Origin of the sequence: Amycolatopsis thailandensis (assembly GCF_002234405.1) — a bacterium.
Classification (GTDB): Bacteria; Actinomycetota; Actinomycetes; order Mycobacteriales; family Pseudonocardiaceae; genus Amycolatopsis; species Amycolatopsis thailandensis.
On record NZ_NMQT01000030.1, the window covers coordinates 124,542 to 147,447 of the forward strand.

20 protein-coding genes and 1 pseudogene are annotated in these 22,906 nt (G+C 67.5%); 8 read left to right on the forward strand and 13 right to left on the reverse strand.

Annotated features, from left to right (window positions below; translation table 11 throughout):
* The first annotated feature begins 7 nt into the window (after positions 1 to 7).
* Positions 8 to 712, forward strand: coding sequence for a carbon-nitrogen hydrolase family protein (locus CFP71_RS09720; protein ID WP_244199616.1), 705 nt, complete (start codon positions 8 to 10; stop codon positions 710 to 712).
* A 138-nt stretch (positions 713 to 850) separates the two neighbouring features.
* Entirely contained in the window at positions 851 to 1,252 is a 402-nt protein-coding gene (locus CFP71_RS09725) for a winged helix-turn-helix transcriptional regulator (protein WP_093933495.1), read from the forward strand.
* Here the strand turns inward: CFP71_RS09725 and CFP71_RS09730 are convergent.
* Together CFP71_RS09730 and CFP71_RS09735 are read right to left on the reverse strand one after the other, a co-directional pair.
* The gene (locus CFP71_RS09730; RefSeq protein WP_093933496.1) at positions 1,242 to 1,823 is read right to left on the reverse strand and encodes a DUF6000 family protein; all 582 of its coding nucleotides are present in this window, start codon (positions 1,821 to 1,823) and stop codon (positions 1,242 to 1,244) included. The genes CFP71_RS09725 and CFP71_RS09730 overlap by 11 nt on opposite strands.
* Before the next feature lie 82 nt (positions 1,824 to 1,905).
* Complete coding sequence (locus tag CFP71_RS09735) at positions 1,906 to 3,225, reverse strand: cation:dicarboxylate symporter family transporter (protein WP_093933497.1); 1,320 nt, start codon at positions 3,223 to 3,225, stop codon at positions 1,906 to 1,908.
* Between the two features lie 210 nt (positions 3,226 to 3,435).
* Here CFP71_RS09735 and CFP71_RS09740 point away from each other — a divergent pair, with 210 nt between their 5' ends.
* The 5 genes from CFP71_RS09740 to CFP71_RS09760 all read left to right on the forward strand — a co-directional run bounded on the left by CFP71_RS09740 (position 3,436) and on the right by CFP71_RS09760 (position 7,774).
* Positions 3,436 to 5,037, forward strand: coding sequence for an ATP-binding protein (locus CFP71_RS09740; RefSeq protein ID WP_093933531.1), 1,602 nt, complete (start codon positions 3,436 to 3,438; stop codon positions 5,035 to 5,037).
* On the forward strand, positions 5,034 to 5,702 hold the full coding sequence (locus CFP71_RS09745) for a response regulator (protein ID WP_093933498.1): 669 nt from the start codon (positions 5,034 to 5,036) through the stop codon (positions 5,700 to 5,702). The genes CFP71_RS09740 and CFP71_RS09745 overlap by 4 nt, the downstream gene beginning before the upstream one ends.
* 36 nt (positions 5,703 to 5,738) lie before the next feature.
* Complete coding sequence (locus CFP71_RS09750) at positions 5,739 to 6,104, forward strand: MerR family transcriptional regulator (protein ID WP_093933499.1); 366 nt, start codon at positions 5,739 to 5,741, stop codon at positions 6,102 to 6,104.
* Positions 6,105 to 6,122: 18 nt separating this feature from the next.
* Positions 6,123 to 7,073: an alcohol dehydrogenase catalytic domain-containing protein gene (locus CFP71_RS09755; protein ID WP_093933500.1), complete on the forward strand. Its 951-nt coding sequence runs from the start codon at positions 6,123 to 6,125 to the stop codon at positions 7,071 to 7,073.
* 152 nt (positions 7,074 to 7,225) lie between these two features.
* Positions 7,226 to 7,774 carry a snapalysin family zinc-dependent metalloprotease gene (locus CFP71_RS09760; protein WP_093933501.1) on the forward strand — a complete coding sequence of 183 codons (549 nt, stop codon included), beginning with the start codon at positions 7,226 to 7,228 and terminating at the stop codon, positions 7,772 to 7,774.
* 67 nt (positions 7,775 to 7,841) lie between these two features.
* On the opposite strand, the gene CFP71_RS09765 is transcribed toward CFP71_RS09760, so the two are convergent.
* Positions 7,842 to 9,095, reverse strand: a complete 1,254-nt coding sequence (locus tag CFP71_RS09765) for a choice-of-anchor Q domain-containing protein (protein ID WP_093933502.1) — start codon at positions 9,093 to 9,095, stop codon at positions 7,842 to 7,844.
* 57 nt (positions 9,096 to 9,152) lie between these two features.
* Here CFP71_RS09765 and CFP71_RS09770 point away from each other — a divergent pair, with 57 nt between their 5' ends.
* Positions 9,153 to 10,226, forward strand: a complete 1,074-nt coding sequence (locus tag CFP71_RS09770; RefSeq protein WP_093933503.1) for a DUF5005 domain-containing protein — start codon at positions 9,153 to 9,155, stop codon at positions 10,224 to 10,226.
* Positions 10,227 to 10,471: 245 nt separating this feature from the next.
* On the opposite strand, the pseudogene CFP71_RS09775 reads toward CFP71_RS09770, so the two are convergent.
* The 10 genes and pseudogenes from CFP71_RS09775 to CFP71_RS09820 form a co-directional block, all read right to left on the reverse strand.
* Positions 10,472 to 11,724 (reverse strand): annotated as a pseudogene (locus tag CFP71_RS09775) (HNH endonuclease signature motif containing protein).
* A gap of 121 nt (positions 11,725 to 11,845) precedes the next feature.
* The gene (locus tag CFP71_RS09780) at positions 11,846 to 12,427 is read right to left on the reverse strand and encodes a hypothetical protein (protein WP_093933504.1); all 582 of its coding nucleotides are present in this window, start codon (positions 12,425 to 12,427) and stop codon (positions 11,846 to 11,848) included.
* A gap of 83 nt (positions 12,428 to 12,510) precedes the next feature.
* Entirely contained in the window at positions 12,511 to 13,923 is a 1,413-nt protein-coding gene (locus CFP71_RS09785) for a beta-N-acetylhexosaminidase (protein WP_093933505.1), read from the reverse strand.
* Position 13,924: 1 nt separating this feature from the next.
* A complete protein-coding gene (locus CFP71_RS09790) occupies positions 13,925 to 14,800 on the reverse strand; it encodes a carbohydrate ABC transporter permease (RefSeq protein ID WP_093933506.1) in 876 nt (291 codons plus the stop codon).
* Positions 14,791 to 15,750 (reverse strand): carbohydrate ABC transporter permease, encoded by a 960-nt coding sequence (locus tag CFP71_RS09795; RefSeq protein ID WP_093933507.1) that lies wholly within the window; start codon positions 15,748 to 15,750, stop codon positions 14,791 to 14,793. The genes CFP71_RS09790 and CFP71_RS09795 overlap by 10 nt, the downstream gene beginning before the upstream one ends.
* Positions 15,751 to 17,034 (reverse strand): extracellular solute-binding protein, encoded by a 1,284-nt coding sequence (locus CFP71_RS09800; RefSeq protein ID WP_093933508.1) that lies wholly within the window; start codon positions 17,032 to 17,034, stop codon positions 15,751 to 15,753.
* Positions 17,035 to 17,047: 13 nt separating this feature from the next.
* The gene (locus CFP71_RS09805; RefSeq protein WP_093933509.1) at positions 17,048 to 18,178 is read right to left on the reverse strand and encodes a lactonase family protein; all 1,131 of its coding nucleotides are present in this window, start codon (positions 18,176 to 18,178) and stop codon (positions 17,048 to 17,050) included.
* 27 nt (positions 18,179 to 18,205) lie between these two features.
* Positions 18,206 to 19,594, reverse strand: coding sequence for a GntP family permease (locus tag CFP71_RS09810; RefSeq protein ID WP_093933510.1), 1,389 nt, complete (start codon positions 19,592 to 19,594; stop codon positions 18,206 to 18,208).
* A gap of 87 nt (positions 19,595 to 19,681) precedes the next feature.
* The gene (locus CFP71_RS09815; protein ID WP_093933511.1) at positions 19,682 to 21,274 is read right to left on the reverse strand and encodes an N-acyl-D-amino-acid deacylase family protein; all 1,593 of its coding nucleotides are present in this window, start codon (positions 21,272 to 21,274) and stop codon (positions 19,682 to 19,684) included.
* Between the two features lie 205 nt (positions 21,275 to 21,479).
* Positions 21,480 to 22,784, reverse strand: a complete 1,305-nt coding sequence (locus CFP71_RS09820) for an amino acid deaminase (protein ID WP_093933512.1) — start codon at positions 22,782 to 22,784, stop codon at positions 21,480 to 21,482.
* Positions 22,785 to 22,906 lie beyond the last annotated feature (122 nt).

The window sequence follows — 22,906 nt, forward strand, 5'->3', positions numbered from 1 at the left end:
TCGGGCCATGCGTGTCGCTGTCGTGCAGCCGTTCACCGTCCCCGCGGACCTTTCCGCGAACATCGCCGAGCACGCGAGGCTCCTCCGGATCGCGGAGGCCGACCTCTGCGTCTTCCCCGAGCTCTCCCTGACCGGCTTGGAGTTCGAGGCGCTCGCCGCCGACCCGGGGCTCTGGCTGACAGCGGACGACCCGCGCCTCGAACCGCTCCGGGAGGCCTGCCGGGCGAGTGGTGTCCACGCCGTCATCGGGCTTCCGCTGGTGGAAGACGGCCGTCGGTACATCGGTTCGCTCATCATCGGTGCGCGCGGCGAAACCGTTGCCACCTATGCGAAACGGAATCTGCACGACAGCGAGGACGAGCTGTTCGAACCAGGCACGCGACAGGTGATCGTCGACGTCGGTGGCAGGCGTCTCGGCCTCGCGATCTGCCTCGACGCCGCGAATCCGGACCACTCGCGGGAACTCGCCGAAGCGGGAGCCGAGGTCTACGTCCTCAGCGCCCTGTTCAGCGAGGGACAGGAACAACGGCTGCTCGACCAGGTCGGCGTCGCGGCCGGGCACGGGATGTGGGTCGTGCTCTCCCAGTACTCCGGCAAGACCGGCGGGATGGCCGCGTTCGGCGGCAGCGGGGTCTGGAAGCCCGGAGGCGCCGCCGAAGTACGCCTTGGCGGCGAAGTCTCCGAGTGGGCTTACGCGACGATCACCTCCTGAGCCTTCTTTTCGCGCAGGAAGACGGCCGCGACGAGGGCGGCGAGAACGAACCTCTTTCCCCAGGTGAGGCCTTGGTGCATCACTTGTAACAGCGCCCATCTTGTGTGACTCTGTTCCGTGCCGGAAGGAGGCACTTTCATGTCCCAGGGGAACAACGATGTGACCGCGCAGGCCAGGGTGGTCGACCCGGAAAAACTCGAGGTGTGCACCGTGCTCGAGGTGATCAACCGGATCAGCGGCAAGTGGGCGATCGGCATCCTGCTGGAGGCCACCCGCGGTCCGGTGCGGTTCACCGAGCTGGAGCGATCGGTGGAGGGGATCAGCCGGCGGATGCTCACCCTGACGTTGCGGAACCTCGAACGCGACGGCCTGCTCGTGCGCACCGTGTACCCGACAGTGCCGCCGAAGGTGGAGTACGAGGCCACGGCGATGGCGAAGGAGCTGTACGCGTCACTGAGCGGTTTGCTGAGCTGGGCGGAACGGCACCGCGAATCGATCGCCGCGTCGCGCGTCGTCTACGACGAGAAGGTCAGCGCCTGACATCGGCCGCGTGCACGGCCCGCTGGACGTGCGAGCACAGCATGTCGAAGTACATCTTGTGGAACGGCAGGTCCGTGCTGTTCTTCGCGGACCAGCTCTCCCAGAGACCGCCCGGCCGCAGATAGCGTGACGTGTAAGCCGTCCTGAGGTCGGCGTCGATGTGGTGCAGCGCCGCGAGCGCCCACGCCTGGTCGTAGCGCAGGTCCGGCCGCGCGAGGTAATGGTCCAGATAGGACACGAGGATCTCGGCGTCGGCGATCGTGCCGAACCGGGCGAGCGCGAAACAGTAGCCCTGCCCGGCGAAGACCATGCCGCTTTCCAGGAACAGTTCGCGGACGCGCCCGCGCCACGCGGTCCGGCGGTCGGCGCCGATCAGCCAGGCCGCGGTGATGCGTGGCCGCCAGCCGTCGTCGAGCAGCGTTTCCAGGTCTTCGTCGGTGATCCGGCGCGCGTCCTCGACGAGGTCGCCCAAGAAGATCTCGCGCTCGGGATCACTCATCATCCCGGCGAAGTTGCCGTGCAACAGCTTCGAGTACCGCGAGATCACGTAGCGGTCGATGGCGTCCGGCATGGCCTGGAGTTTTCCAGAAAAGAAGAACCGCGGTGCGAGGACGGGGGACCCTCGCACCGCGGTTACGGTTCGTCGCCGGGCGCTACGCGTGCGCCACGGTCTTCTCCCGGTCTCCGTCAGGCTCCTTGGAGGTGTCGGAGTGGTCGTCGATCAGGGTGGCTTCGTCGAACGGGGCCTGACCGCTGAAGACCCGGTTGGCCTGGTCGCGGTCGAACTCCTTGGTCCACGTTCCGACCAGGACGGTCGCGACGGCGTTGCCCGCGAAGTTCGTCAGCGCGCGGGCTTCGGACATGAACCGGTCGATGCCGAGGATGAACCCGACGCCGTCGACCAGTTCCGGCCGGTGCGACTGGAGGCCGCCGGCGAGGGTGGCGATACCGGCGCCGCTCACGCCCGCCGCGCCCTTCGACGCGATGATCATGAACAGCAGCAAGGAGATCTGCTCGCCGACGCCCAGGGGCTGATCCTGGGCGGTCGCGATGAACAAGGTCGCCATCGTCAGGTAGATGGCCGTGCCGTCGAGGTTGAACGAGTACCCGGTGGGCACGGTGATGCCGACGACGGGCTTGGAGACGCCGAGGTGCTCCATCTTCGCGATCAGGCGCGGCAGGGCCGATTCGGACGACGAGGTCGAGAGGATCAGCAGGAATTCACGGCCGAGGTAGCGGAGCAGCGTGAAGATGTTGACCCGGGCGCCGAGCCACAGGACGGTGCCGAGCACGCCGAACACGAACACCAGGCAGGTCAGGTAGAAGCCGATCATGATGACGGCGAGGCTGCGCAGCGCGCCCCAGCCGGTCTCGCCGACCACCGCGGCGATCGCGCCGAACGCGCCCACCGGAGCCACCCACATGATCATGGCGAGGATCCGGAACACCAGCCGCTGGATGTGCTCGATACCGCGGCGGATCGGCTCGCCCTTGGTGCCGAGCTTCTGGACGGCGAATCCGGCGAGCAGGGCGACCAGAAGCGTCTGCAGCACCTGGCCTTCCGTGAACGCGGAACCGAAGCTGGTCGGGATGATGCCCATCAGGAAGTCGACGGTGCCTTCGCCGCCCTCGGCCTGCGTGTGCGCCTTCGCCGCGGCGGCGGGATCGAGATGCAGGCCCTCGCCCGGGTGCAGCAGGTTGCCCACGACGAGACCGATCGCGAGCGCGAAGGTCGACATCATCAGGAAGTAGCCGAGCGACAGCAACCCGACCTTGCCGACCTTCGCGGCCTTCGCCACCGATCCGATGCCGAGCACGATGGTGCAGAAGATGATGGGGGAGATCATCATCTTGATCAGGTTGACGAAGCCCGTGCCGAGCGGCTTGAGCTCCTTGGCCAGATCCGGCGCGGCGAATCCGACGATGACGCCGAGGACGACCGCCGCGATCACGGCCATGTACAGGTAGTGCATCTTGTCGCGGCGTCGGGGCGCCGCTTCCGGCGTTGTAGGCACCTTTGCCTCCAGCTCAGGGGGGGGTGTTCGTGGGGATTGCCCATCACTATCACTCGGTCAGGTGAGCTGGGTCACGGTTGTGTTCATTGAGTTCGCACGAGTGCCTTTTAGGGAATTCCGTCCCGGGCATGTGAAGCGGTACCGGTGTCGGTGTGCTGGTATGAGCGGGTGCCCTCGACGACGCGGATCCGGACCAGGCGCGGCAGTCTCGCCCGTCAGCTGCTGATTCTGCAGCTCGTCGTGCTTTTCGTGCTCGTCGCGGCCGGCGTCACCTTCGCCTACCTCGATTCCGTACGGGCCACCGAAGACCGGGCGCGGGACAAGGTGACCGCGGTCGCCGAAGCGGTGGCGGACGCGCCCGGCGTGCTCGCCGCACTGTCCACATCGGAGCCCACCCGGACACTCCAGCCGTTCGCGCAGAGTGTCCGCTCGGACACGGAAGTGGATTTCGTGACCATCATGGACACGAACGGGATCCGCTACACCCACCCGAATCCGGAGCTGATCGGGCAGCCGTTCATCGGCAACATCGGCGAGGCACAGCGCGGCGGCAAGGTCGTCGAGACCTACGCGGGTTCTCTCGGCCCTTCCGAACGCGTGGTGGTCCCGGTGCGCGGCGCCGCGGGACAGGTCGTCGCGCTGGTGTCGGTCGGCATCACCGTCGAAGCGATCGACGCCGAATTGCGCGAACGCCTGTGGCCGTTGATCGGGGTCGCGGTGGCGGTGCTGGTGGTCGGCGGGATCGGCAGCTATCTGGTCAGCGCCCGGCTCCGGCGGCAGACCAGGGGGATCGCGCCCGAGGAACTGAGCAACCTGTTCGAGTACCACGAAGCCGTCCTGCATTCGATGCGTGAGGGACTGCTGCTCGTCGGCGGCGACGGCCGGGTGGTGCTGTGCAACGACGGCGCCCGCGCGCTGCTGGGCGTCGCCGACGATCCGGTCGGCCGGGAGCTGTCCGCATTGGACATTCCCGAAGACCTCGTCGAAGCGTTCACGTCGGGGGAGGAGCGCACCGACGAACTCCACCTCACCGAAGCCCGGGTGCTCGTCGTGAGCACGGCGCCGGTGCGTTCGCGAGGGGAGGCGATGGGCACCGTCGTGATCCTGCGTGACCACACGGAACTCCAGGAGCTGACAGGGGAACTGACCACGGTGCGCGGACTGGCCGAGGCGCTGCGGTCGCAGGCGCACGAAGCGGCGAACCGGCTCCACACCGTCGTTTCGCTGGTCGAGATCGGCCGCCCCGAACAGGCCGTCGAGTTCGCGACCGAAGAACTCGCGCTGGCGCAGGAACTCACCGATCGCGTGGTCGGCGCGGTCGCCGAACCCGTGCTGGCGGCGTTGCTGCTGGGCAAAGCGGCCGAGGCGAGCGAACGCGGCGTCGAGTTCACGATCACGCCCGACACCGTGATGGAGGATTCGGACACCGGCGTCCCGCCGCGAGACCTGGTGACCATCCTCGGCAACCTGATCGACAACGGGATCGACGCGGCGGCGGGGAACGCGGGCGAGGGTGGACGCCCGGGAGTCGAGGTCACCGTGCGTTCCGACGCCGACGGGTTGCTGCTGCGGGTCGCGGACACCGGCCCTGGTGTCGAAGACGTCGAAGAGGTGTTCCGGCGCGGCTGGTCCACCAAACCGGAGGACGGGCACGGGCTCGGTTTGGCGCTGGTGGGGCAGGCGGTGCGACGGCACGGTGGGACCATCGACGTCGGCCGCGACGAGGGCGCGGTGTTCACCGTGTGGTTGCCGAGGGAGTCAACGCGATGATCAAGGTGCTGGTCGTCGAGGACGAACCGGTGGCCGCCGACGCGCATCGGGTGTACGTCGAGAGGATGCCGGGCTTCACCGTGTCCGGCGTCGTCCATTCCGGCGGCGACGCGTTGCGGTTCTGCGAACGCGAGCCGGTCGACCTGGTGCTGCTGGACTTCTACCTGCCGGACACGCACGGGCTCGCGGTCTGCCGGTCGCTGCGCGCGGCCGGTCTCCCGATCGACGTCATCGCGGTGACCTCGGCGCGTGATCTGGCGCTGGTCAAGGCCGCCGTGTCGGTCGGCGTGGTGCAGTACCTGCTGAAACCGTTCACTTTCGCTTCCCTGCGCGAGAAATTGGAACGCTACGCCGAGTTCCACGGCGCTTCGGGCGAGGTCACCGGGCAGGCCGAGATCGACCGCGCGCTCGGCACGCTGCGCACCACCGAGCGGCAGGCACTGCCGAAGGGGATGAGCGGGCAGACCCTGGAGGCGATCACCGAAGTCCTCGCCTCGTCGGCGGACGGACTCTCCGCCGGGGCGGCCGCGACCGCGATCGGCGCCTCCCGCGTCACCGCGCGGCGCTACCTCGAGTACTTGGCGGACAACGGTCTCGCCCAGCGCGAGCCCCGCTACGGCCAGGTCGGCCGCCCCGAGGTCTGGTACAAACCGAAGACCGTATAACGACCTATACCGCGTCGCGACGGCTACCGTGGACGAGTGAAGATCGGCGAACTCGCGCGGAAGACCGGGGTCAGCGTCCGTGCGCTGCGCTACTACGAGGAAGAGGGCTTGATCAGCCCGGGCAGGGAAGGCAACGGCTACCGCGACTTCTGCGACGGCTCGGTCGGGGCCGTCCTCCAGATCCGCGGGATGCTCGACGCGGGACTGCCGACGAGGCTGATCCGCGAGGTCCTCCCGTATCTCGACGGGCCCGGAGACGTCCGGCCGAAAGTGCCGTGCGAGTACATGATCGACGAGGTCGCGCGGCAGCGGGAAGTCCTCGATCGCCGGATCGCGCTCATGACCCGCAATCGCGACGCCCTCGACGCGTACCTCCGCGACTTGACCCTGACACAAACGTGAGGGTTTTAGCGTGCGGACATGACTTCGATGCGCGCGCTGCGACAGGAATCCGCGAACGGCCCTGACGATCTCCACCTGATCACCGATGTGCCCGTCCCGGCGCCGGGACCAGGCGAAATCCTGGTGAAGGTCGCCGCCGCCGGTGTCAACTTCGCCGATGTCATGCAGACGCGGGGAACCTACGCGGGTGGCCCGGAAGCGCCGTACGTCGCCGGGTTCGAAGCGGCCGGTGAGGTCGTCGCAGCCGGAGACGGCGTGCTGTCACCGCGGATCGGCGACCATGTCGTCGGGACTGGTGGCGGTGCCTTCGCCGAGTGCATGGTCATGCCCGCGGCCGGCGCGGTCCCCGTGCCGGAGGGCTGGTCGGACGAACAGGCGATCGGGCTGATCCTGAACTGGGTCACCGCGCTCGCCGCGCTCAAGCCGCTGGGGCGGGTGGCGGCCGGTGAGACGGTGCTGGTGCAGGCGGCGGCCGGCGGGGTCGGCCAGGCCGCGGTCCGGCTGGCCAAGCATTACGGGGCCACCGTCATCGGCATCACCTCGCCAGGCAAGCACGACTCGGTGCGGGCGCTGGGCGCCGATCGCGTCCTCGACTACGGCGCGGAGGTGGAAGCGGTGGACCTCGTGCTCGAATCGGTCGGCGGGACGACGTTCACCGTGAGCCTCGCCGCCGCCAAACGGGTCACCGGACGCGTCGTGGTCTACGGCGTCGCCGGGGGAGAGGTCGCGATCACCAACCGGGATTTGAACTTCCGGCATCAGATCCACCTGATCGGCCTGCATCTCGGCGTCCTGATCGAGCAAGCGCCGACGATCTTCGCGGAGCTGATGGACGAGCTGCGGGAGCTGATCGCCGTCGGCGTCTGCGCTCCGGGAACACCGACGGTGTACGACCTCGCGGACGGGCCGAAGGCGCTCGCGGAACTGGAGGCGCGGGCGACCTCGGGCAAGCTCGTGCTCCGGCCTTGAGCGCGGCATCGTTGTATGCGGACATGCGCATGTCAATAGACGAAAGTGTTGGTAAATCACCAGCTGGCTGACGCGACGAAAGTTGGTGCCCAGCCGCGGCGGAGGCTCCTAAATTCACCAACCATTCCGTTGTCCTCACAAGGAGTGGGTCCATGGCAAGGAAGTTCTTCGTCTCCGCGTCCGTGAGCTTGGCGCTGCTCGCCGTCCCGGTGACCGCGGGCCAGGCCGCCGCGGTCGAGCCGGCTCAGCAGACCGCCGCGACGACCACGGTCTACTACGACGCCTCGGGAGCGCCCAGCTTCCGTGCCGCCATCCAGGCGGGCGCGGCGAACTGGAACAACTCGGTGTCCAACGTGAAGCTCCAGGAGAGCTCGTCGGGCGCCACCCTGCGCTACACCGAAGGCAACGACCCCCGGGGTTCGTACGCCCAGACCGACGGCCACGGCCGTGGCACGATCTTCATCGACTACACGCAGGCGCAGCAGTACGACCAGACGCGGATCGCCGCGCACGAGACCGGCCACGCGCTCGGCCTGCCGGACAACTACCAGGGCCCGTGCTCCGAACTGATGTCCGGCGGTGGCCCCGGCCCGTCCTGCACCAACGCGAAGCCGAACGCCCAGGAAGTCTCGCGGGTGAACTCGCTGTGGGCCAACGGGCTCGTCGCGGCGGGCGCCATGCAGCGCATCTACAACTACTGACGCTCTCACGCTTTGTGAAGGCCTCCTTCCCCTCTCGCAAGGTGGGGAAGGAGGCCTTCACGGCGTTCTAGCCCTGGAACTCATAGGCGCCCGCGTCGACCCGCGCCCCGGCGAAGACCGGATTGCCGTCTACGTCCCGGTCGTCGTACTTCGTGGTTCCGAGGTCGATCGCCGGGCTGCCCGCCCGCAGGACGAGGTTCGTGACCGAGGTGAACTTCGGATCCGCGACCTTGTCCGTCGCGCCCGCCGTGAACTGGCGAAGCCCGCCGAAGTAGACGTTGTGATCGGTCGCGGTGAAGGTCGGGTCCGCGTAGCCGACCTTGTACGCCGCCTGGACGACGTTCTGCGTCATCGTCAGCATCTGGTTCGTGCATCCGCCGTAGCAGACGAACCCCTCCGACTCCGCGTTCGGGAGCCGCAGCGAGTTGTTGCGGAACACCGTGCCGAGCACCGGCCCGTTGCCGTCCTCGGCGCCGCGCGTGATGATCCCGCCGCGCGTCTTGGCGCCGAAGACCGCGTTGTACTCGAAGACGTTGCCTGCCGAGACGCCGTCCGGGTCCTTCGCGTCCGTGCCGAGTTCGGTGAAGGTCTCGTTGTCCTCGGAGATGTTGTGGTGGATGACGTTGCGGGACCCGTAGAAGATCTCGACCGCGGCGCCGTCGAGACCGCCGAAGTCGTCGGCCTTCGCGATCGAGCCGCTGATCCGGTTCCAGCCGATGTCGGAGTCGTTGCCCTGCACCAGCACGGCGAACGCGCCGGAATCGTCGTTGCCGCCTGGGGTCACGACGGTCATGTGGTTGTTGTCGACAAGGTCGTTCTGCGTGACCTCGGTGTGGTCGGCGGACGGCGCGATGTACACGCCCGCACCGGCGCCGGTGATCAGGTTCGACAGCACCTTGTTCCGGTCACCGGAGACCTTCACCCCGGCCCACGAACAGCGCCCGGCGTCGGCCGCGACGCCGATCTGGAGGTCCTGCACCACGTTGTCGTCGCCGGGTAGGTCGACGCACGCTTCGGCGTTGCCCTTGACGATCGGGCGGGCGCCGGTGCCGTACGCGCCGATCGTGACGCCCGAGCCTTTGACGGCGAGCCCGCCGGTCCAGGCCCCGCCGCGCCGCAGCAGCACGGTGTCACCGGGTGCGAACGTGGTCGAGGAGACCTTCGCCAAGGACTTCCACGGGGCCTGCTGCGAGGTGCCGCTCGCGGTGTCACTGCCGGTGACCTGGTCGACGTAGTAGGTCTTCGAAGCGGCTTCGGCCGTCGTGAATCCGGTGCACGCGAGAGCGGCGAGCACACTCACGGAAAGCAGTTTCCAGGACATTCCGCGGACCGTAACCACTTGCCGCACAAGGCTCGTACAAAGACTTATCATGATCCGATGCGCCGGCCGTCACGGATTCTCTTCGTGGCCGCGTTGCTGTTCAGCGCCGTGGTGGCGAGCAGCGGCATCGCGTCCGCGCCGCCGCCCGAGACCTCCGTCGGCCCGAACGAACTCTGGAACGCCTATGGCGACCAGGGCGGGCACTGGACCGGCGGGGATCGCACGGTGTCAGTGCCGCTGCCGGACGGCCGCACCGCGTGGCTGTTCTCGGACACGTTCCTCGGCAGGGTGAACCCGGACCACAGCCGCCCGCCGGACAGTCCGATCGCCCGCAACACCCTGGTCGTCCAGCGGCCTGATGGAACACTGGGTGAGACACTGCACGGCGGCACCGCCGATGATCCGGAGCCCTTGATCGCGCTTCCCGGATCGGGCGAGTACTACTGGGTCGGTGACGGCGTCGTCGAGGGCGACGTCCTGCGGGTGCTCTACAACCGGTACAGGACGACGGGGCCCGGTGGACTCGATTTCCGGAGCACCGGGACCTCGCTGGCCACCTTCCGGCTGCCCGCGCTGACGCCGTCCGAGCTGCTGGTGATCCCGGTGGGTGACAAGGTCGCGTGGGGATCGGAGCTGCTCGAAGACGGCGGGTACACCTACATCTACGGCGCCGAAGAGGGGCATCTGCGGCTGGCCAGGGTGCCTGCCGGTGGTCTTCGCGGACCGTGGCAGTTCTGGACCGGCTTCGGTTGGTCGTCCCACGAGGAGGACTCCGCCCGCATGTTGTCCGGGGTCGGGACGGCGTTCTCGGTGACCCGGATCGGTGGCGAGTACGTGCTGATCACCATGGACACCAGTCCCGGCTTCAGTCCGGTGATGCTCGCCTACACCGCCGGTTCGCCGACGGGTCCGTTTGGTGCTCCGCGGACCCTTTACCGGGCACCCGAGGCAAGCGACCGGCGGATCGTCTACGACGCGACCGCGCATCCGCAGCTGAGCCGTCCCGGGAAACTCATGGTGTCGTACAACGTGAACTCGCTCGACCACGCCGACAACATCGCGGACGCGCGGATCTACCGGCCGCGGTTCGTGGAGGTCGTTTGGCCGCCGGCACTACCTTTTGGGGAGTGACTCCCGGTGATCGCGATTCGGGGTCTCGGCGGGGGATGTTCCCAATGTCGCATTTGTGTCGCTGAGCGTCTCGAATGCGACATTGGGAACAAGGACCGGGAACAGACAACACGCCACCTTTGCCTTTTCTCTAAATGAACCGAATCGCCACTCACGACCACTTGAACCAGGTCGGTGGCGCCTGTGGGCATGCCGAGGGGCCCGTCGCCGGGTTGGCTGGCGGGCTCCTCGGGTGATGCAGGGGTTCAGGCGCGGTGGAGGGTGTTGCGCCGGGTTCGTTGTAGCGGGTCCAGGTACTGGGGCGGGATGAATTCCGGTAGTCCGTCGGCGGCTATGTGGACTTGCCAGTCGCCGTGGTGGATCAGGCGGTGGTGGAAGCCGCAGAGAAGGACGAGGTTGCGGAGGTCGGTGGGTCCGCCGTCTGCCCAGTGGTGAATGTGGTGGGCGTGGCAGTTCTTGGGTTTTCGGTGACATCCGGGAACGCGCAGCCCCGGTCCCGGATGTTCAAGGCGCGGCGTTGGCCTGGGGTGACGAACCGTCTCAGCCGTCCCACATCGAGGGGTTCCCCTGCGGCGTTGAGCACCACGGGAAGCATCAGACAGTCGCAAGCGGCCATCCGCGCCTCGCGGGCGGTCATGGTCCCGACGAAGTCGAGGCAGGCTTTCCCGATCCCGGACTTCAGCTCCTCCAAGCCGATGGTCACGTGCACCAACGTCCGATACCCGCTCGTGCCAGGCTGATCCGGGCACGCGATCGCCAAATCAAGAAGCTCGGCCCACGCATCGCCCAGGCGTTCACACTTCATCCGCAAGTCAGCTTGCCCGAATTCGTCCACCGGACGCGGCTTCGCGTACGCCTCCAGTGCGGCGGCGGTACGAGCTCCCAGCTCGTCATCCAGCAGGCCGGTCAGTTTCCAGAACCCGTCTCGACGGCGCTCGATGGTGATCTCGCGGTGCGGCTGCTTCGGCTCAGGTTCTTTGGGTTCGTTCCCGTCGGGATCCAGCCAGCCGAGGATGTCCTCGCCAGCCTTCGTCACCTGCCGGGGCCCAGCGCCACGGCCCAGGTTCCCGAGGATCTTCTCCGCACTCTCCCGATCCTCCACCGACGTATCGGCCGGGATCTTTCCCAAGATCTCCAAGATCTGGTCGATCCGCTCATCCCCGATCATGCCCTCAGCAGCCGCCGCGCCCACAGTGGGCGCGAAAGCCGGAACCTCCGTGCCATCCAAAGCACGAGTCGGATTCAACGCGACCGCCCGCTTCACCACCGACTGCGCCTCACCCCGGGACAACCCAGCCACATCGGCGAACCACGCCGCCGTCGACCCATAGCCATACAAGTCCTTCGAACCCCGCGACTCGACCTCCGCCAAAAACTGCCCCAGAGCAGCGGACGCGACCCGCATCAACTGCAGAAACTGCTGCACGCCATGGGCAAGCTCCAGCTTGCCGGCACGCCACAACTCCTGCGGGAGTTCGGGAAGGAAGGTCTCGGACACAATTCCATAATACACCAAAATTTCGAACACGTGTTCGTAATTTTATGTGACTGCTAGTCGGCATATTCGCCTCTTAAGAGTGATGGCAATCAGCTGGTATTAGCCGATATGACCGCACCATTCACTCCAAGGCGCGATCCCGCGGCGATTCGATGGTCAGGGGAGCCGACGTACCACCGGTCAGCTGGTTCAGCTGGGTCATCGTGCGGTCCAGCTGCTCGGCCAGTCGCGGGATCGTGCTCGACGGCAGATAGGCCTCGGCACCCGCGTCGAGGAGGCGGCGAACCGGGCCTTCGTACTTGACCCCGAGTTCGGCGTCCTCGATCTCCGTGATCACGATCCGGGCCTTCGGATACAGCGCCCGGAAGTTGCCGATCAGCTGTGGGCTGGCGGGCGGGACCAGCAGCACGTCGACGGTCGGGGGAGCCGAGTGCAGGTCCAGGACGAGGTAACCGGGGCCGAGTCGCTCGGACAACGAGTCCCGCGCCGACGCTGACAGCTTCATGGCGGTGGCCACGACGGTGATGTCCTCGGAGTCCGTCGAAGGAGCCGGTTCTTCTTGAACAGCGCCGGAAATCGTCCCGATGGTCTCGCCGTTCCGGGTGATACGCACGTCCTCGCCGGGACGGAGGGTGTCGATGAGAGCTACGAGTTCTTCAGGAAGCTGGGTGGCGTCGACCCACCGCTCGGACTGATCACTCATCACCCCATAATGGCGCAAGTCCGTGAAGGCCTCCTTGAGGGACCCAGGGTCCCTCAAGGAGGCCTTCACGGACAGGTGGTCGCTTACTTCTGGCGCGGACGGCCCGGAACCCCCGGCCGCGTTTGCCACGGCTGCGGCCCGTCGAGCGGCCGGTATTCGACGCCCAGCGCGTCCAGTCGCGGCAGGTGGTGGTCCCGCAGGCGCGGCAGGAACTCCGCGTAGTCCCGCCCCGCCGGGTCGCTCCACGCCACCTCGGCGAAAGCGCACAGACGCGGGAAGGCGACGTAATCCACTCGCCGCACGTTGTCGAGATGCTCCGCCCACACCTGAGCCTGCGCGCCGAGAATCGACTTCCCCTCGGGGAAATCGGACGGCACCGGCTCGTAGCCGTAGAAGCTCTCCAGTGTGCTCAGGTAGCCGACGGGGATCGGCTCGTCGGGGTGATCGGACTGCCGGTGGTCCAGGTAGACGTGGTCCTCGGGACACATGACGACGTCGTGACCGGCGGCCGCGGCGCGCGCCCCTGCCGCCTCGCTCTGCCAGGAGCCGATGACCATCGGCGGCAGGTCACCCGCTTCGAGCACCTCGTCCCAGCCGAGGGGACGACGTCCCCGCTCGACCAGGTGCTGGGCGATCTCGCGGACGAACCAGCCGTGTTCCTCGGTCGCGCCGGGGACTTCGTCACCGCCGAGGGCGATGACCTCCGACGGGAAGATGTCCAGTACGTGGTCGAAGACGCGCTTGAAGAAGTCCACGGTGGACTTCTCCGTGTTCAGCAGCGACGTGCTGATGCCCCAGCTCGTCCACACCTCCCACGGTTCGTCTGTTTCCGGTCCGAGTTCGGGATAGGCGGCGATCGCGGCCCGCGCGTGCCCGGGGATGTCGACCTCCGGGACGACCGTCACCGAACGCTCGGCGGCGTACGCGACGATCTCACGGAGGTCGTCGACTGTGTAGAACCCGCCGTGCGGCCGCCCGTCGCGCTCCGGCCCGTCGTGCCGACCGACCATGGACGACTTCCGCCAGCCGCCGACCTCGGTCAGCTTGGGGAACTCGGCGATCTCGATCCGCCAGCCCTGGTCGTCGGTCAGGTGCAGGTTGAGCACGTTGAGCTTGTGCGCGGCGATCAGGTCGATGAACCGCAGCACCTCGGCCTTGGTCCGGAAGTTCCTCGCGACGTCGAGAAGACAGCCACGCCAGCCGAACCGCGGGTGGTCGGTGACCACACCGCACGGGATCGTCCGTTGTCCACTGTGGATCGAAGTCGCCCGGAACGCGTCCGGCCCGATGAGCTGCCGGAGCGTCTGGCGGCCGTAGAACTCGCCCGCCGCGTCGGCCGCGTGCAAGGTCACGCCGGACGGGTCGATCTCCAGCCGGTAGCCCTCGGCCGGCAGCAGTTCGTCGGTCCGCACATCCACTTCGGACGGTACGGAACACTGTCCCGGCAGCGGTTCCACCGAGACGGGACGGGGGAGCAGAGTTTCGAAGCCAGGCATGTCAGCCCTTCACCGCGCCGCCCATGACGGACACGAGTCGTCGTTGCACGAGAATGAAGAACACCAGCACCGGGATGGTCATCAGGGTCGAGCCCGCCATCACCGCGCCCCAGTCGGTGTCCTCCGGTTTGAAGAACACCAGGATCGCCAGCGGGAGCGTCTGGTTCTCGGTGTTGGAGATGATGAACGTCTTGGCGAACAGGAAGTCGTTCCACGCGTGGATGAACGCCAGCACGCTGATCGCCACCAGCCCGGGCGCCACCAGCGGGAAGAGGATCTGCCAGGTGAACCGCATGCGGCTCGCCCCGTCGATCTTCGACGCCTCCTCCAGCTCCTGCGGCACCGCGGCGACGAACCCGCGCAGCATCCAGATCGCGAACGGCAGGCTGAACGCCAGGTGTACCAGGATCAGCGAGCCGAGGTGGTTGGTGCCGAACGCGGGCGCGACGTCGCCGACCGACCGCATCAGGAAGAACAGCGGAATGGTCAGCGCCTCGACCGGCACCATCTGCGCCACCAGCACCATCACCAGCAGGACGGTCCGGCCCTTGAAGTTGAACCTCGTCAGCGCGACCGCCGAGAGGAACGACAGCAGCAGCGACAACGCCACCACCACGACGGCCACGATCACGCTGTTCAAGAAGAACATCGCGAAGCCCTCGCCGCTGAGCACCCGCTCGAAGTGCTCCAGTGTCGGCGTGAGCGTCCAGGGGCGGGGGTTCTCCGCCTGGATCTGCCCGGTGGGCTTGAACGCCGAAAGCACCATCCAGTACACCGGGAACGCGACCATCCCCGCGATCACCACGCAGATGATCTCGGCGATCAGCCTGCCGGGCCGCTTGACCCGCCGAGTCTTCGGCGCCGTCGTCACACCCATCCCGCGCTCCGGCGTTGCGACCGGACGTACAGCCCGGTGATGGACAGCAGCAGCAAGGTCATCACGACTCCGAGCGCCGCGCCGAGACCGTATTCCTGTCCGGCGAAGGCCTGTTGATAGGCGAAGACGTTGAGCACGAGGTTGCGCCCGGCCACGCCGCCGCCGTTGGTCATCACATAGATCTGGGTGAAGATCTTGAAGTCCCAGATGATCGACTGGATGGTGGCGATGGTCAGCAGCGGCCGCACCATCGGCAGCGTGATCGACCACGTCGTGCGCCAGGTCGACGCGCCGTCGAGGTACGCGGCCTCGATGACCTCCTCCGGCACGCCCTTGAGCCCCGCGTACATCGTCACCATGACGAACGGGAACGAGCACCAGATGACCTCGGCGGCCACCAGCCCGAACGTGCTGTAGGTGTCGAAGGTCCAGGAGTGGTTCGCCATCCCGGTGAACCCGAGGCCCGAAAGCACCTCGTTCACCAGGCCGAAGTCGGCGTCGAACAGGAACAGCCAGACGTACGATCCCGCCATCGCCGGGGTCGCCCAGGCGGCCAGCGCCGCCAGGAACAGCGGGACCCGTGCCCAGGTGCGGACCCGGGTCGCCAGGACGGCGAGGCCCGTCCCGAGCGCGAGACTCCCGACGACGCAGACCGCGGTGAAGCCGAGGGTCTTGGCCAGCACCTCCCAGAACTGGAGGTTCTGCAGGAGATCGGTGTAGTTCTGGAAGCCGAGGAACACCAGCGGCGCGTTCCCGACCGCCTGCGGCTGGCCGTAGTCGTAGAACGAGATCAGCACGAGCTGGTAGATCGGGTACACCAGCATCGCCAGCAGCAGGATGCCGCCGGGCGCCAGGTAGAGCAGGGCGGCCCGCCCGTCCCGGCGACGGCGGGGCGACCGCCGTGCCGGGACGGCCGGAGCCGTGGTGCGGGGGATTTCCTTGGTGACCACTTAGCCGAACGCCTTGTTCATCTCGGCGGACGCGGTCGCGAGCGCGGCCGCCGGGTCTTTGCCGCCGGTCGCGATCTGCTGGATCGCGGTCGGCAAGACGTTCTGCGCGTCGATCTTCGACCAGGCCGCGGTGGCGGGGACGAACTTCGTGCCCGCGGTGAGCGTGTCGACGAACGGCTTGACCGACGGGTCGCTCGCGGCGAGCTTCTGCTGGACGCTGCCGAGCGTGGGCAGGTTGCCCATGGCGACGTACATCTTCTCCTGGTACTTCGCGCCACCGAGCAGTTCGGTGAACTCGACCGCGAGGCTCTTGCGCTTGGTCGCGTTGAACACGCCGAGCAGGTTGCCGCCCGCGAACGCCGGGGCGATCTTGCCCGCCTCGGTGCCCGGGATCGGGATGATCGCGTACTTGCCCTTCACCTGGCCGGCCTCGACGGCCTTGCGGTTGAAGTCACCACCGATCGACATGCCCGCCTTGCCACCGGCGAACGCCGTGATGCTCTGCGTCCCGGTGAGGTTGGCGCACTGCTCGGGCGGGCAGATGTCCGCCTTCAGCAGGTTCGAGTACGCCGTCACGCCGGCCTTGGCCTGCTCGGAGTCCACAGTGGACTTCCACTTGTCGCCGTCCTGCTTGGCGATCTCGCCGCCGTGTGCCCACAGGAACGGAAGCATCGCGTAGGTGTACTTGCCACCGACGGAGATGCCGTACAGCTCCGGCTTCTTGGCGCGGATCGTCTTCGCGGTCTCGGTCAGTTCCGCCAGCGTCGTGGGCGGCTTCAGACCGAGTTCGGCGAAGAGATCCGTGCGGTAGTACAAGGCGCGGATGCCGGTGAACCAGGGGAGCCCGTAAGTCTTGCCGCCGGACTTCGCGGTTTCCAGCACCGCCGGGAGGATGTCCGCCCCTTCCTTCCACGACGAGAGGTCGCCGGTCAGGTCGGCCAGCGCGCCGGTGGCGGCGTAGCTGGAGACGTCGGTGTTGCCGAACTCGGCGACGTCCGGCGCGCTCGCGGGGTCGTTGAAGGCGCCGGAGAACTTGTCCGCGCGGCCTTCCACCGGGATCCACTGGACGTCGACCTCGACACCCGAATGCGCCGCCTTGAACTCGGCGATCGCCTCCTTGACCGCGGCCTCCTTCGGCGCGCGGTTGGCTTCGTCGAACAGCCAGACCCGGACGGTGCCGGTCTTTTCGTCACCGCCGCTCGCGGCGGGGGTGTTCTGGGCCGGCGCGCAGGCCGCGACGAGGCCCACCGCCGCGAGGCCCGCGATGAGCACGCGAGTTCTCATGGAATTTCTCTCCTTATGCGAAAAAGACGGAATTGACCTGGGGGAGCGCCAGTTTTCCGGCGACGGCCCCCGGGAGACCGGTGGTGGGATCACGCGGCAGCCAGCTCAGCGTGCCGGACTTGTCGCTGGAGACGTAGAACCAGCTTTCGGTCGGATCCAGGGTGATGTGCCGCGGGTAGACGCCGCCGACGGGCGCGTTGTTCAGCAGCGTCAAGGACTTTCCGTCCTCACCGACGCCGAACGACGCGATCGTGTCGGACCCGCGCACGGACGCGTAGACGAACTTCCCGTCCTTGGACGTGGTGATCTCGCCCGGGTACTGCTCGCCGGGCGTGCCCGCCGGAACGGCCTTGACGACCTGTCCGGCGGTCAGTTTCCCGGTGGCCGGGTTCCACGCCGCGACAGTCACCTCGGCGCGCAGTTCGCCGAGGATGTACGCGTACCTGCCATTCGGGTGGAAGACGAGGTGACGCGGCCCGGCACCCGAGGGGAGCTTCAGCTGCTGGTTCAGCTTCAGTTTCCCGGTGGCGACGTCGAGTTTGTAGACGTAGACGGAGTCCGCGCCGAGGTCGACCGAGAGCACCCACTTGCCGGTGGGGTCGTTGACCACCTGGTGCGCGTGCGCGGCACGCTCGGCGCCCTTGTGCTGGGCCAGATCGACGACGTCGCCGAGCTTTCCGCCCGCGAGGATCGGGAGGACGACGACGCTGCCGCTGCTGTAGTTCGCGGCCAGTACGTACTTCTGGCTCGAGTGGACGCACAGATGCGTCGGGTGCTGGCCCTTCGCCGATTTCTTGTTGAGCAGCTTGGGCTTCGCCGGATCAGTGAGGCTGAGCGCGGAGATCTGCCCGTTCTCGTCCTCATTGGTCACGTAGAGCGTCTTGCGGTCGGCGCTGATGTCGAACCAGGAAGCGTTGCTGACTCCCGGGATCGTCCGGTCGACGACCACCGCGTTCGTGGCCGCGTCCCGGTGAGCGACATCGAGCCCGTGCCCGGAACTGGTGTAGCTGCTGACGTAGATGGCCCCGGTTCCCTTCGGTCCACAGGTCTGTTCGGAGGCGTTCGCGAGGTGGGAACCGAGAACGGTGGTGAGTCCAGCCGCTCCGACGGCGCCGAGGAAGGTGCGTCGATCGAGTCCGGTCATCGTGATCTCTCCCAGCTTTCAGGTGGTTTAAACCACTGCCATGAGCAATGCTGCCACGCCGAAACCGGAAACGGAAAGGACGGTTTCCAGGACGGTCCAGGTTTTCAGGGTCTGCGGAACGGTCATGTTGAAGTAGCGCGAGATGATCCAGAAACCGCCGTCGTTCACGTGAGAGGCGATGATCGACCCGGCGGAAATCGCCACGACCAGCAGGGCGAGCTGCATCTGCGAGTAGCCCAGCGTCGCCACGGTCGGCGCGACGATACCGCTCGTGGTCACGATCGCGACCGTCGCCGAACCCTGCGCGATGCGCATACCGCAACTGATGACGTACGCCGCCAGGATGACCGGGAGACCGGCGTTGTCCAGCGATCCCGCGACAGCCTTTCCGATCCCCGTCGCGGACAGCACGGCGCCGAAGAACGCGCCCGCGCCGACCACCAGCAGGATCATCGCGACCGGGCGCAGCGACTTCGCCGAAAGCTCGCTCAAGTCCTTGCCCGTCAAGCCGCGGCGCAGGCCGAGCAGCCACGACGCGAGCAGCACCGAGACCGTCAGCGCGACCGCCGGGGTACCGATGAACGCGGCGACACCGGCGGCCGCCGAGGCCTTGGGAAGCCAGATGCTGCCGAAGGTACCGGCGAGGATCAGCACCAACGGGACCGCGATGATCCCCAGCACCAGCCCGAGCGACGGCGGGTTCGTCTCCTTTTCGCCTTCTTCTTCCGCGACAAGGAATTCGGCGGGAACGGGTACGTCGATCCGCTTGCCGATCCACGTCGAGTACACCACGCCGCCGACGAGGAACGCGGGAATGCCGCAGACCAGGCCCATCAGGATGATCCAGCCGAGTTCCACGTGCAGCAGGCCCGCCGCGGCGACCGGGCCGGGGTGCGGCGGGAGGAACGCGTGCGTGATCGAAAGACCGGCGAGCAGCGGCAACGCGTACAGCACCAGCGAACGGCCGCCCTGTTTGGCGGCGACGTAGACCAGTGGTGCCAGCACGAAGATACCGATGTCGAAGAACACCGGGATGCCGAAGACGAAGCCCGCGAGACCCATCGCCAACGGGGCCCGCTTCTCACCGATGGCCCGCAGCAGCGCACTGGTGAGCACCTGTGCCCCGCCGGAGCGCTCCAAAATGGACCCGAGAATGGTGCCGAGCCCGATGATCGCGGCGATATGCCCGAGGATCCCGCCGAAACCCTTTTCCAGCAGGGAATCCGATGCCTTCTGTGCGGACCCGACGATCTGGACGACCGGCAGGCCGGCGGCCAGCGCGGTCAGCAGGCCGACCACGATCAGCGCGATGAAGGGCTCGAGTTTGACTTTGATGATGAGGAACAACAACACCGCGATCGAGACGGCGGCGAGGGTCAGGAGACCTCCCGTCGAATGTTGGAGCCAGTCGATCATCGGGCACTCCCGGGGTTCTGTGTTTGTTGGTGAACCCGCGATTGACGAGGTGGGTTCGAGCGTGTGGTCACTTCGGGTAGATACATGTCAGCTCCGCCGACTAGCTCTGAGCGAATGGCCGGCGAGGGCGCCGGTCGGTTGACCATCGTCGATGGCGGCGACACCGTTGACGAAGACATGGGGGATACCGGCGGCCTGCTGCCGCGGCTCGTCGAACGTGGCGGTGTCGGCGACGGTTTCCGGGTCGAACAGCACGAGGTCGGCCGCGTATCCGGCGCGGACGAGTCCCCGGTCGGTCAGCCGCAGGCGCCGCGCGGCGCGGCCGGTGAGGTGGGCGACGCATTCGGCGAGGTCGAGGACGCCGAGCTCGCGGACGTAGCGCGCGAGATAGCGCGGGAACGTGCCCCAGGCGCGGGGATGCGGCCGCGCGCCGACGAGGAGGCCGTCACTGCCGCCGGTGTGCGTGCGGTGCCGCATGATCGCCTGGACGTTCTCCTCGTGCCCGACGTGCATCAGGCAGGACGTGCCGAGCTTTTCCGAGAGCAGGACGTCGAAGTACAGCTCCGCGGCCGGTTTCCCGGCCCGCTGCGCCGACGCGGCGACGGAATGTCCGACGAGGTGGGAGTTCTCGTCCCGGCGGACACCGTTGATCTCGATGGCCTCCCAGTCGATCGGCACGCCGTGCGCGCCGTCCGAGCCGGTCTCCTCGATCTCGGTGCGGATCCGCTCGCGGGTGTCCACATCGGACAGACGGGCCAGCGTGGCGTCGAGCCCGCCCTCGGTGGACCAGCTCGGCAGCAGCGCGGAGAGGTACGTGGCGCCGGGAAGGTAGGGATAGGTGTCGAGCGTGATGTCGCAGCCGTCGTCGAGCGCTTCGTCGAGCAGCTCCAGCAGGTTTCCCGCCTTGCCCTTGTTCACCGAGAAGTTCATGGTGGCGTGCGCGAGGTGCAGCGGGCAGCCCGAACGGCGGGAGACGTCGACCATCTCGCCGAACGCTTCGAGCGCGCCCTTGCCGTAGCTGCGGTGGTGCGGACTGTAGAAACCGCCGTTCTCTCCGACGACCCGGCACAGTTCGACGAGTTCTTCGGTGGTGGCGTACATCCCCGGCGTGTAGGTGAGCCCGGACGACATGCCCATCGCGCCTTCGGCGAGACCGGTCGCGACGAGTTCCTTCATCGCGTTCATCTCGGCTTCGGTCGCGGGCCGGTCTTCCCAGCCGACGGTGAGCATCCGGACGGTCCCCTGCGGCACCAGGTAGGCCGCGTTGACCGCGACCCCGGCGTCCAGCCGGTCCAGGTACTCGCCGACCGAGCGCCAGTTCCAGTCGAAGCCGGCCGGATCGTCGTTCCATCCGGCGAGCTGCTGGCGCAACGACGCGAGGACGTCGTCGTTCACGGGCGCGTAGGAGAGCCCGTCCTGCCCGAGAACCTCGGTCGTGACGCCCTGGGAGAGCTTCGCGAGGTGATCAGGGTTGGCAAGCAGCTGGAGATCGGAATGCGAATGCATGTCGATGAACCCGGGCGCGAGCACGAGTCCGTCGGCGTCGATGGTGCGACGGCCCGCGAGCGAGCCGGGTTCGGCGACACTGGCGATCCGGCCACCGGAGATGCCCACGTCGTGCCTGGTGAGCGGATCCCCGGTGCCGTCGGCGACCAGTGCGGAGCGGACGACGATGTCCATGATGATTCTTCCTCTGCGGCGGTGGAGGACGGATCAGGGTGTGTTGGCGGAGCTGAAAGTCGACCTGTACAGGTGACCGAACGTGAACCCGCCCGGCCGAAGGCCCCGCTATCGCGGTGGCAGGGCGCCGTATCCGCATCCGTGATGTGGATGACCAGGCAGCGCCCTGCCGACGTCGATCGCGGTCGCGGGTTCACCAGGCAACTCAGAAGTGGGTGCGGACGAAATCGAGCACGGTCTCGCCGTCGGGGCCGACGACCGGGATGAGGGGCCACTTGTCGAACACGGTGCAGGGATGCGACAGACCGAGGGCGATCCAGTCGCCGACCTCGACCGGTGACGACTCGGGCAGGGTGAGGAACGCGTGCTGGTCGTTCATCTTCTGGATGGAGTGACCTTCGAGCACGGAGGGTGCTCCGCCGCTCTTGCGGATCAGGCGCGGCTCGGGCATGCCTTCGTCGAAGGAGGCGTCGCGTTTGCCGATGGTGAGCAGGGCGAGTTCGTCCGTCGGCTTCGACGTCACCTGGGCCCAGGCGCGCAGCGCGGGACGGAACGAGGCGACGCCCTCGATCCGCGGGTGCTCGCCCAGCGGGGAGATCACGCGGTAGAAGCCGTCGTCGTGGGTCACGTAGGCGCCGCTGCGCAGGATCGGCAGGACGTCCAGGTCACCCCAGTCCTTGGTGAGTTCGTCGGCGACGCGGTCGAAGTACGCGCTGCCGCCGCCGGTGACGATGATCTGCCCGGCGTCGTCGAGCAAGCCCTTGCCGTGGAAAGCGAAGACGAGTTCCCGAAGACCGTCCACATAGGAACTGATCAGCTGGAGCGACTTCTCGTCGGTGTGGTGGGAGAGCGCGCCCTCGTAACCGCCGGATCCGCGCAGCCGCAGGGCGGGGCTCGCGTGCGCGGCTTCGGCGACGGCGAGCGCGGTCTCGGTGTCGCGGACACCGGTGCGGCCGCCCTCGGCGCCGAGTTCGACGAGGACGTCCACCTTGCGGCGGGCACCGCGCAGGGCTTCGGTCATCAGCTCGACACCGCGGACCGAGTCGACCCAGCAGACGAACTCGAAGTCGTCGTCGGCGTCCAGTTCCGCGGCGAGCCACTTCAAGCCCGACGGGTCGAGAAGCTGGTTCGCCAGCAGGATCCGGGAAACCCCGAACGCCCGGTAGATCCGCAGGTGCCCGGCGTTCGCGCAGGTGATCCCCCAGGAGCCGTGCTGGAGTTGTCGCTCGAACAGCTGCGGCGCCATCGTCGTCTTGCCGTGCGGCGCCAGCGCGACACCACGTTCGGCGCACCAGTCGGCCATCGTGCGCAGGTTGTGTTCGACGGCCTCTTCGTCGAGGACGACGAACGGGCCGAAGAAGCCGTCCTCGAACAGCTTCGCGCCGCGGGCGGCGGCTTCGCCGATCGTGAGTCCCGACAGCGCGGGCGCGACCGAGCGGAAGCGCCAGTCGACGCGCTCCTCGCGGACGGCCGCGACCGCGGCGGAATCGATGGTGCCGGCTTCGAACATGAGGTTCACCTCGGTTGCGTATGTTGCAACGGACGTTGCGCATATTGCGTGGGATAGGTGTAGCATCCGGTCCGCTAGAGGTCAACGGCGTGACGACTAGGAGACGCGAAGGTGACAAGCGC

Coding starts and splice junctions, on each gene's coding strand:
- CFP71_RS09720 (WP_244199616.1), top strand. CDS start 8: ATGCGTGTCGCTGTCGTGCAGCCGTTCACCGTCCCCGCGGACCTTTCC.
- CFP71_RS09725 (WP_093933495.1), top strand. CDS start 851: ATGTCCCAGGGGAACAACGATGTGACCGCGCAGGCCAGGGTGGTCGAC.
- CFP71_RS09730 (WP_093933496.1), bottom strand. CDS start 1,823: ATGCCGGACGCCATCGACCGCTACGTGATCTCGCGGTACTCGAAGCTG.
- CFP71_RS09735 (WP_093933497.1), bottom strand. CDS start 3,225: ATGCACTACCTGTACATGGCCGTGATCGCGGCGGTCGTCCTCGGCGTC.
- CFP71_RS09745 (WP_093933498.1), top strand. CDS start 5,034: ATGATCAAGGTGCTGGTCGTCGAGGACGAACCGGTGGCCGCCGACGCG.
- CFP71_RS09755 (WP_093933500.1), top strand. CDS start 6,123: ATGACTTCGATGCGCGCGCTGCGACAGGAATCCGCGAACGGCCCTGAC.
- CFP71_RS09760 (WP_093933501.1), top strand. CDS start 7,226: ATGGCAAGGAAGTTCTTCGTCTCCGCGTCCGTGAGCTTGGCGCTGCTC.
- CFP71_RS09765 (WP_093933502.1), bottom strand. CDS start 9,095: ATGTCCTGGAAACTGCTTTCCGTGAGTGTGCTCGCCGCTCTCGCGTGC.
- CFP71_RS09770 (WP_093933503.1), top strand. CDS start 9,153: ATGCGCCGGCCGTCACGGATTCTCTTCGTGGCCGCGTTGCTGTTCAGC.
- CFP71_RS09780 (WP_093933504.1), bottom strand. CDS start 12,427: ATGAGTGATCAGTCCGAGCGGTGGGTCGACGCCACCCAGCTTCCTGAA.
- CFP71_RS09785 (WP_093933505.1), bottom strand. CDS start 13,923: ATGCCTGGCTTCGAAACTCTGCTCCCCCGTCCCGTCTCGGTGGAACCG.
- CFP71_RS09790 (WP_093933506.1), bottom strand. CDS start 14,800: ATGGGTGTGACGACGGCGCCGAAGACTCGGCGGGTCAAGCGGCCCGGC.
- CFP71_RS09800 (WP_093933508.1), bottom strand. CDS start 17,034: ATGAGAACTCGCGTGCTCATCGCGGGCCTCGCGGCGGTGGGCCTCGTC.
- CFP71_RS09805 (WP_093933509.1), bottom strand. CDS start 18,178: ATGACCGGACTCGATCGACGCACCTTCCTCGGCGCCGTCGGAGCGGCT.
- CFP71_RS09810 (WP_093933510.1), bottom strand. CDS start 19,594: ATGATCGACTGGCTCCAACATTCGACGGGAGGTCTCCTGACCCTCGCC.
- CFP71_RS09815 (WP_093933511.1), bottom strand. CDS start 21,274: ATGGACATCGTCGTCCGCTCCGCACTGGTCGCCGACGGCACCGGGGAT.
- CFP71_RS09820 (WP_093933512.1), bottom strand. CDS start 22,784: ATGTTCGAAGCCGGCACCATCGATTCCGCCGCGGTCGCGGCCGTCCGC.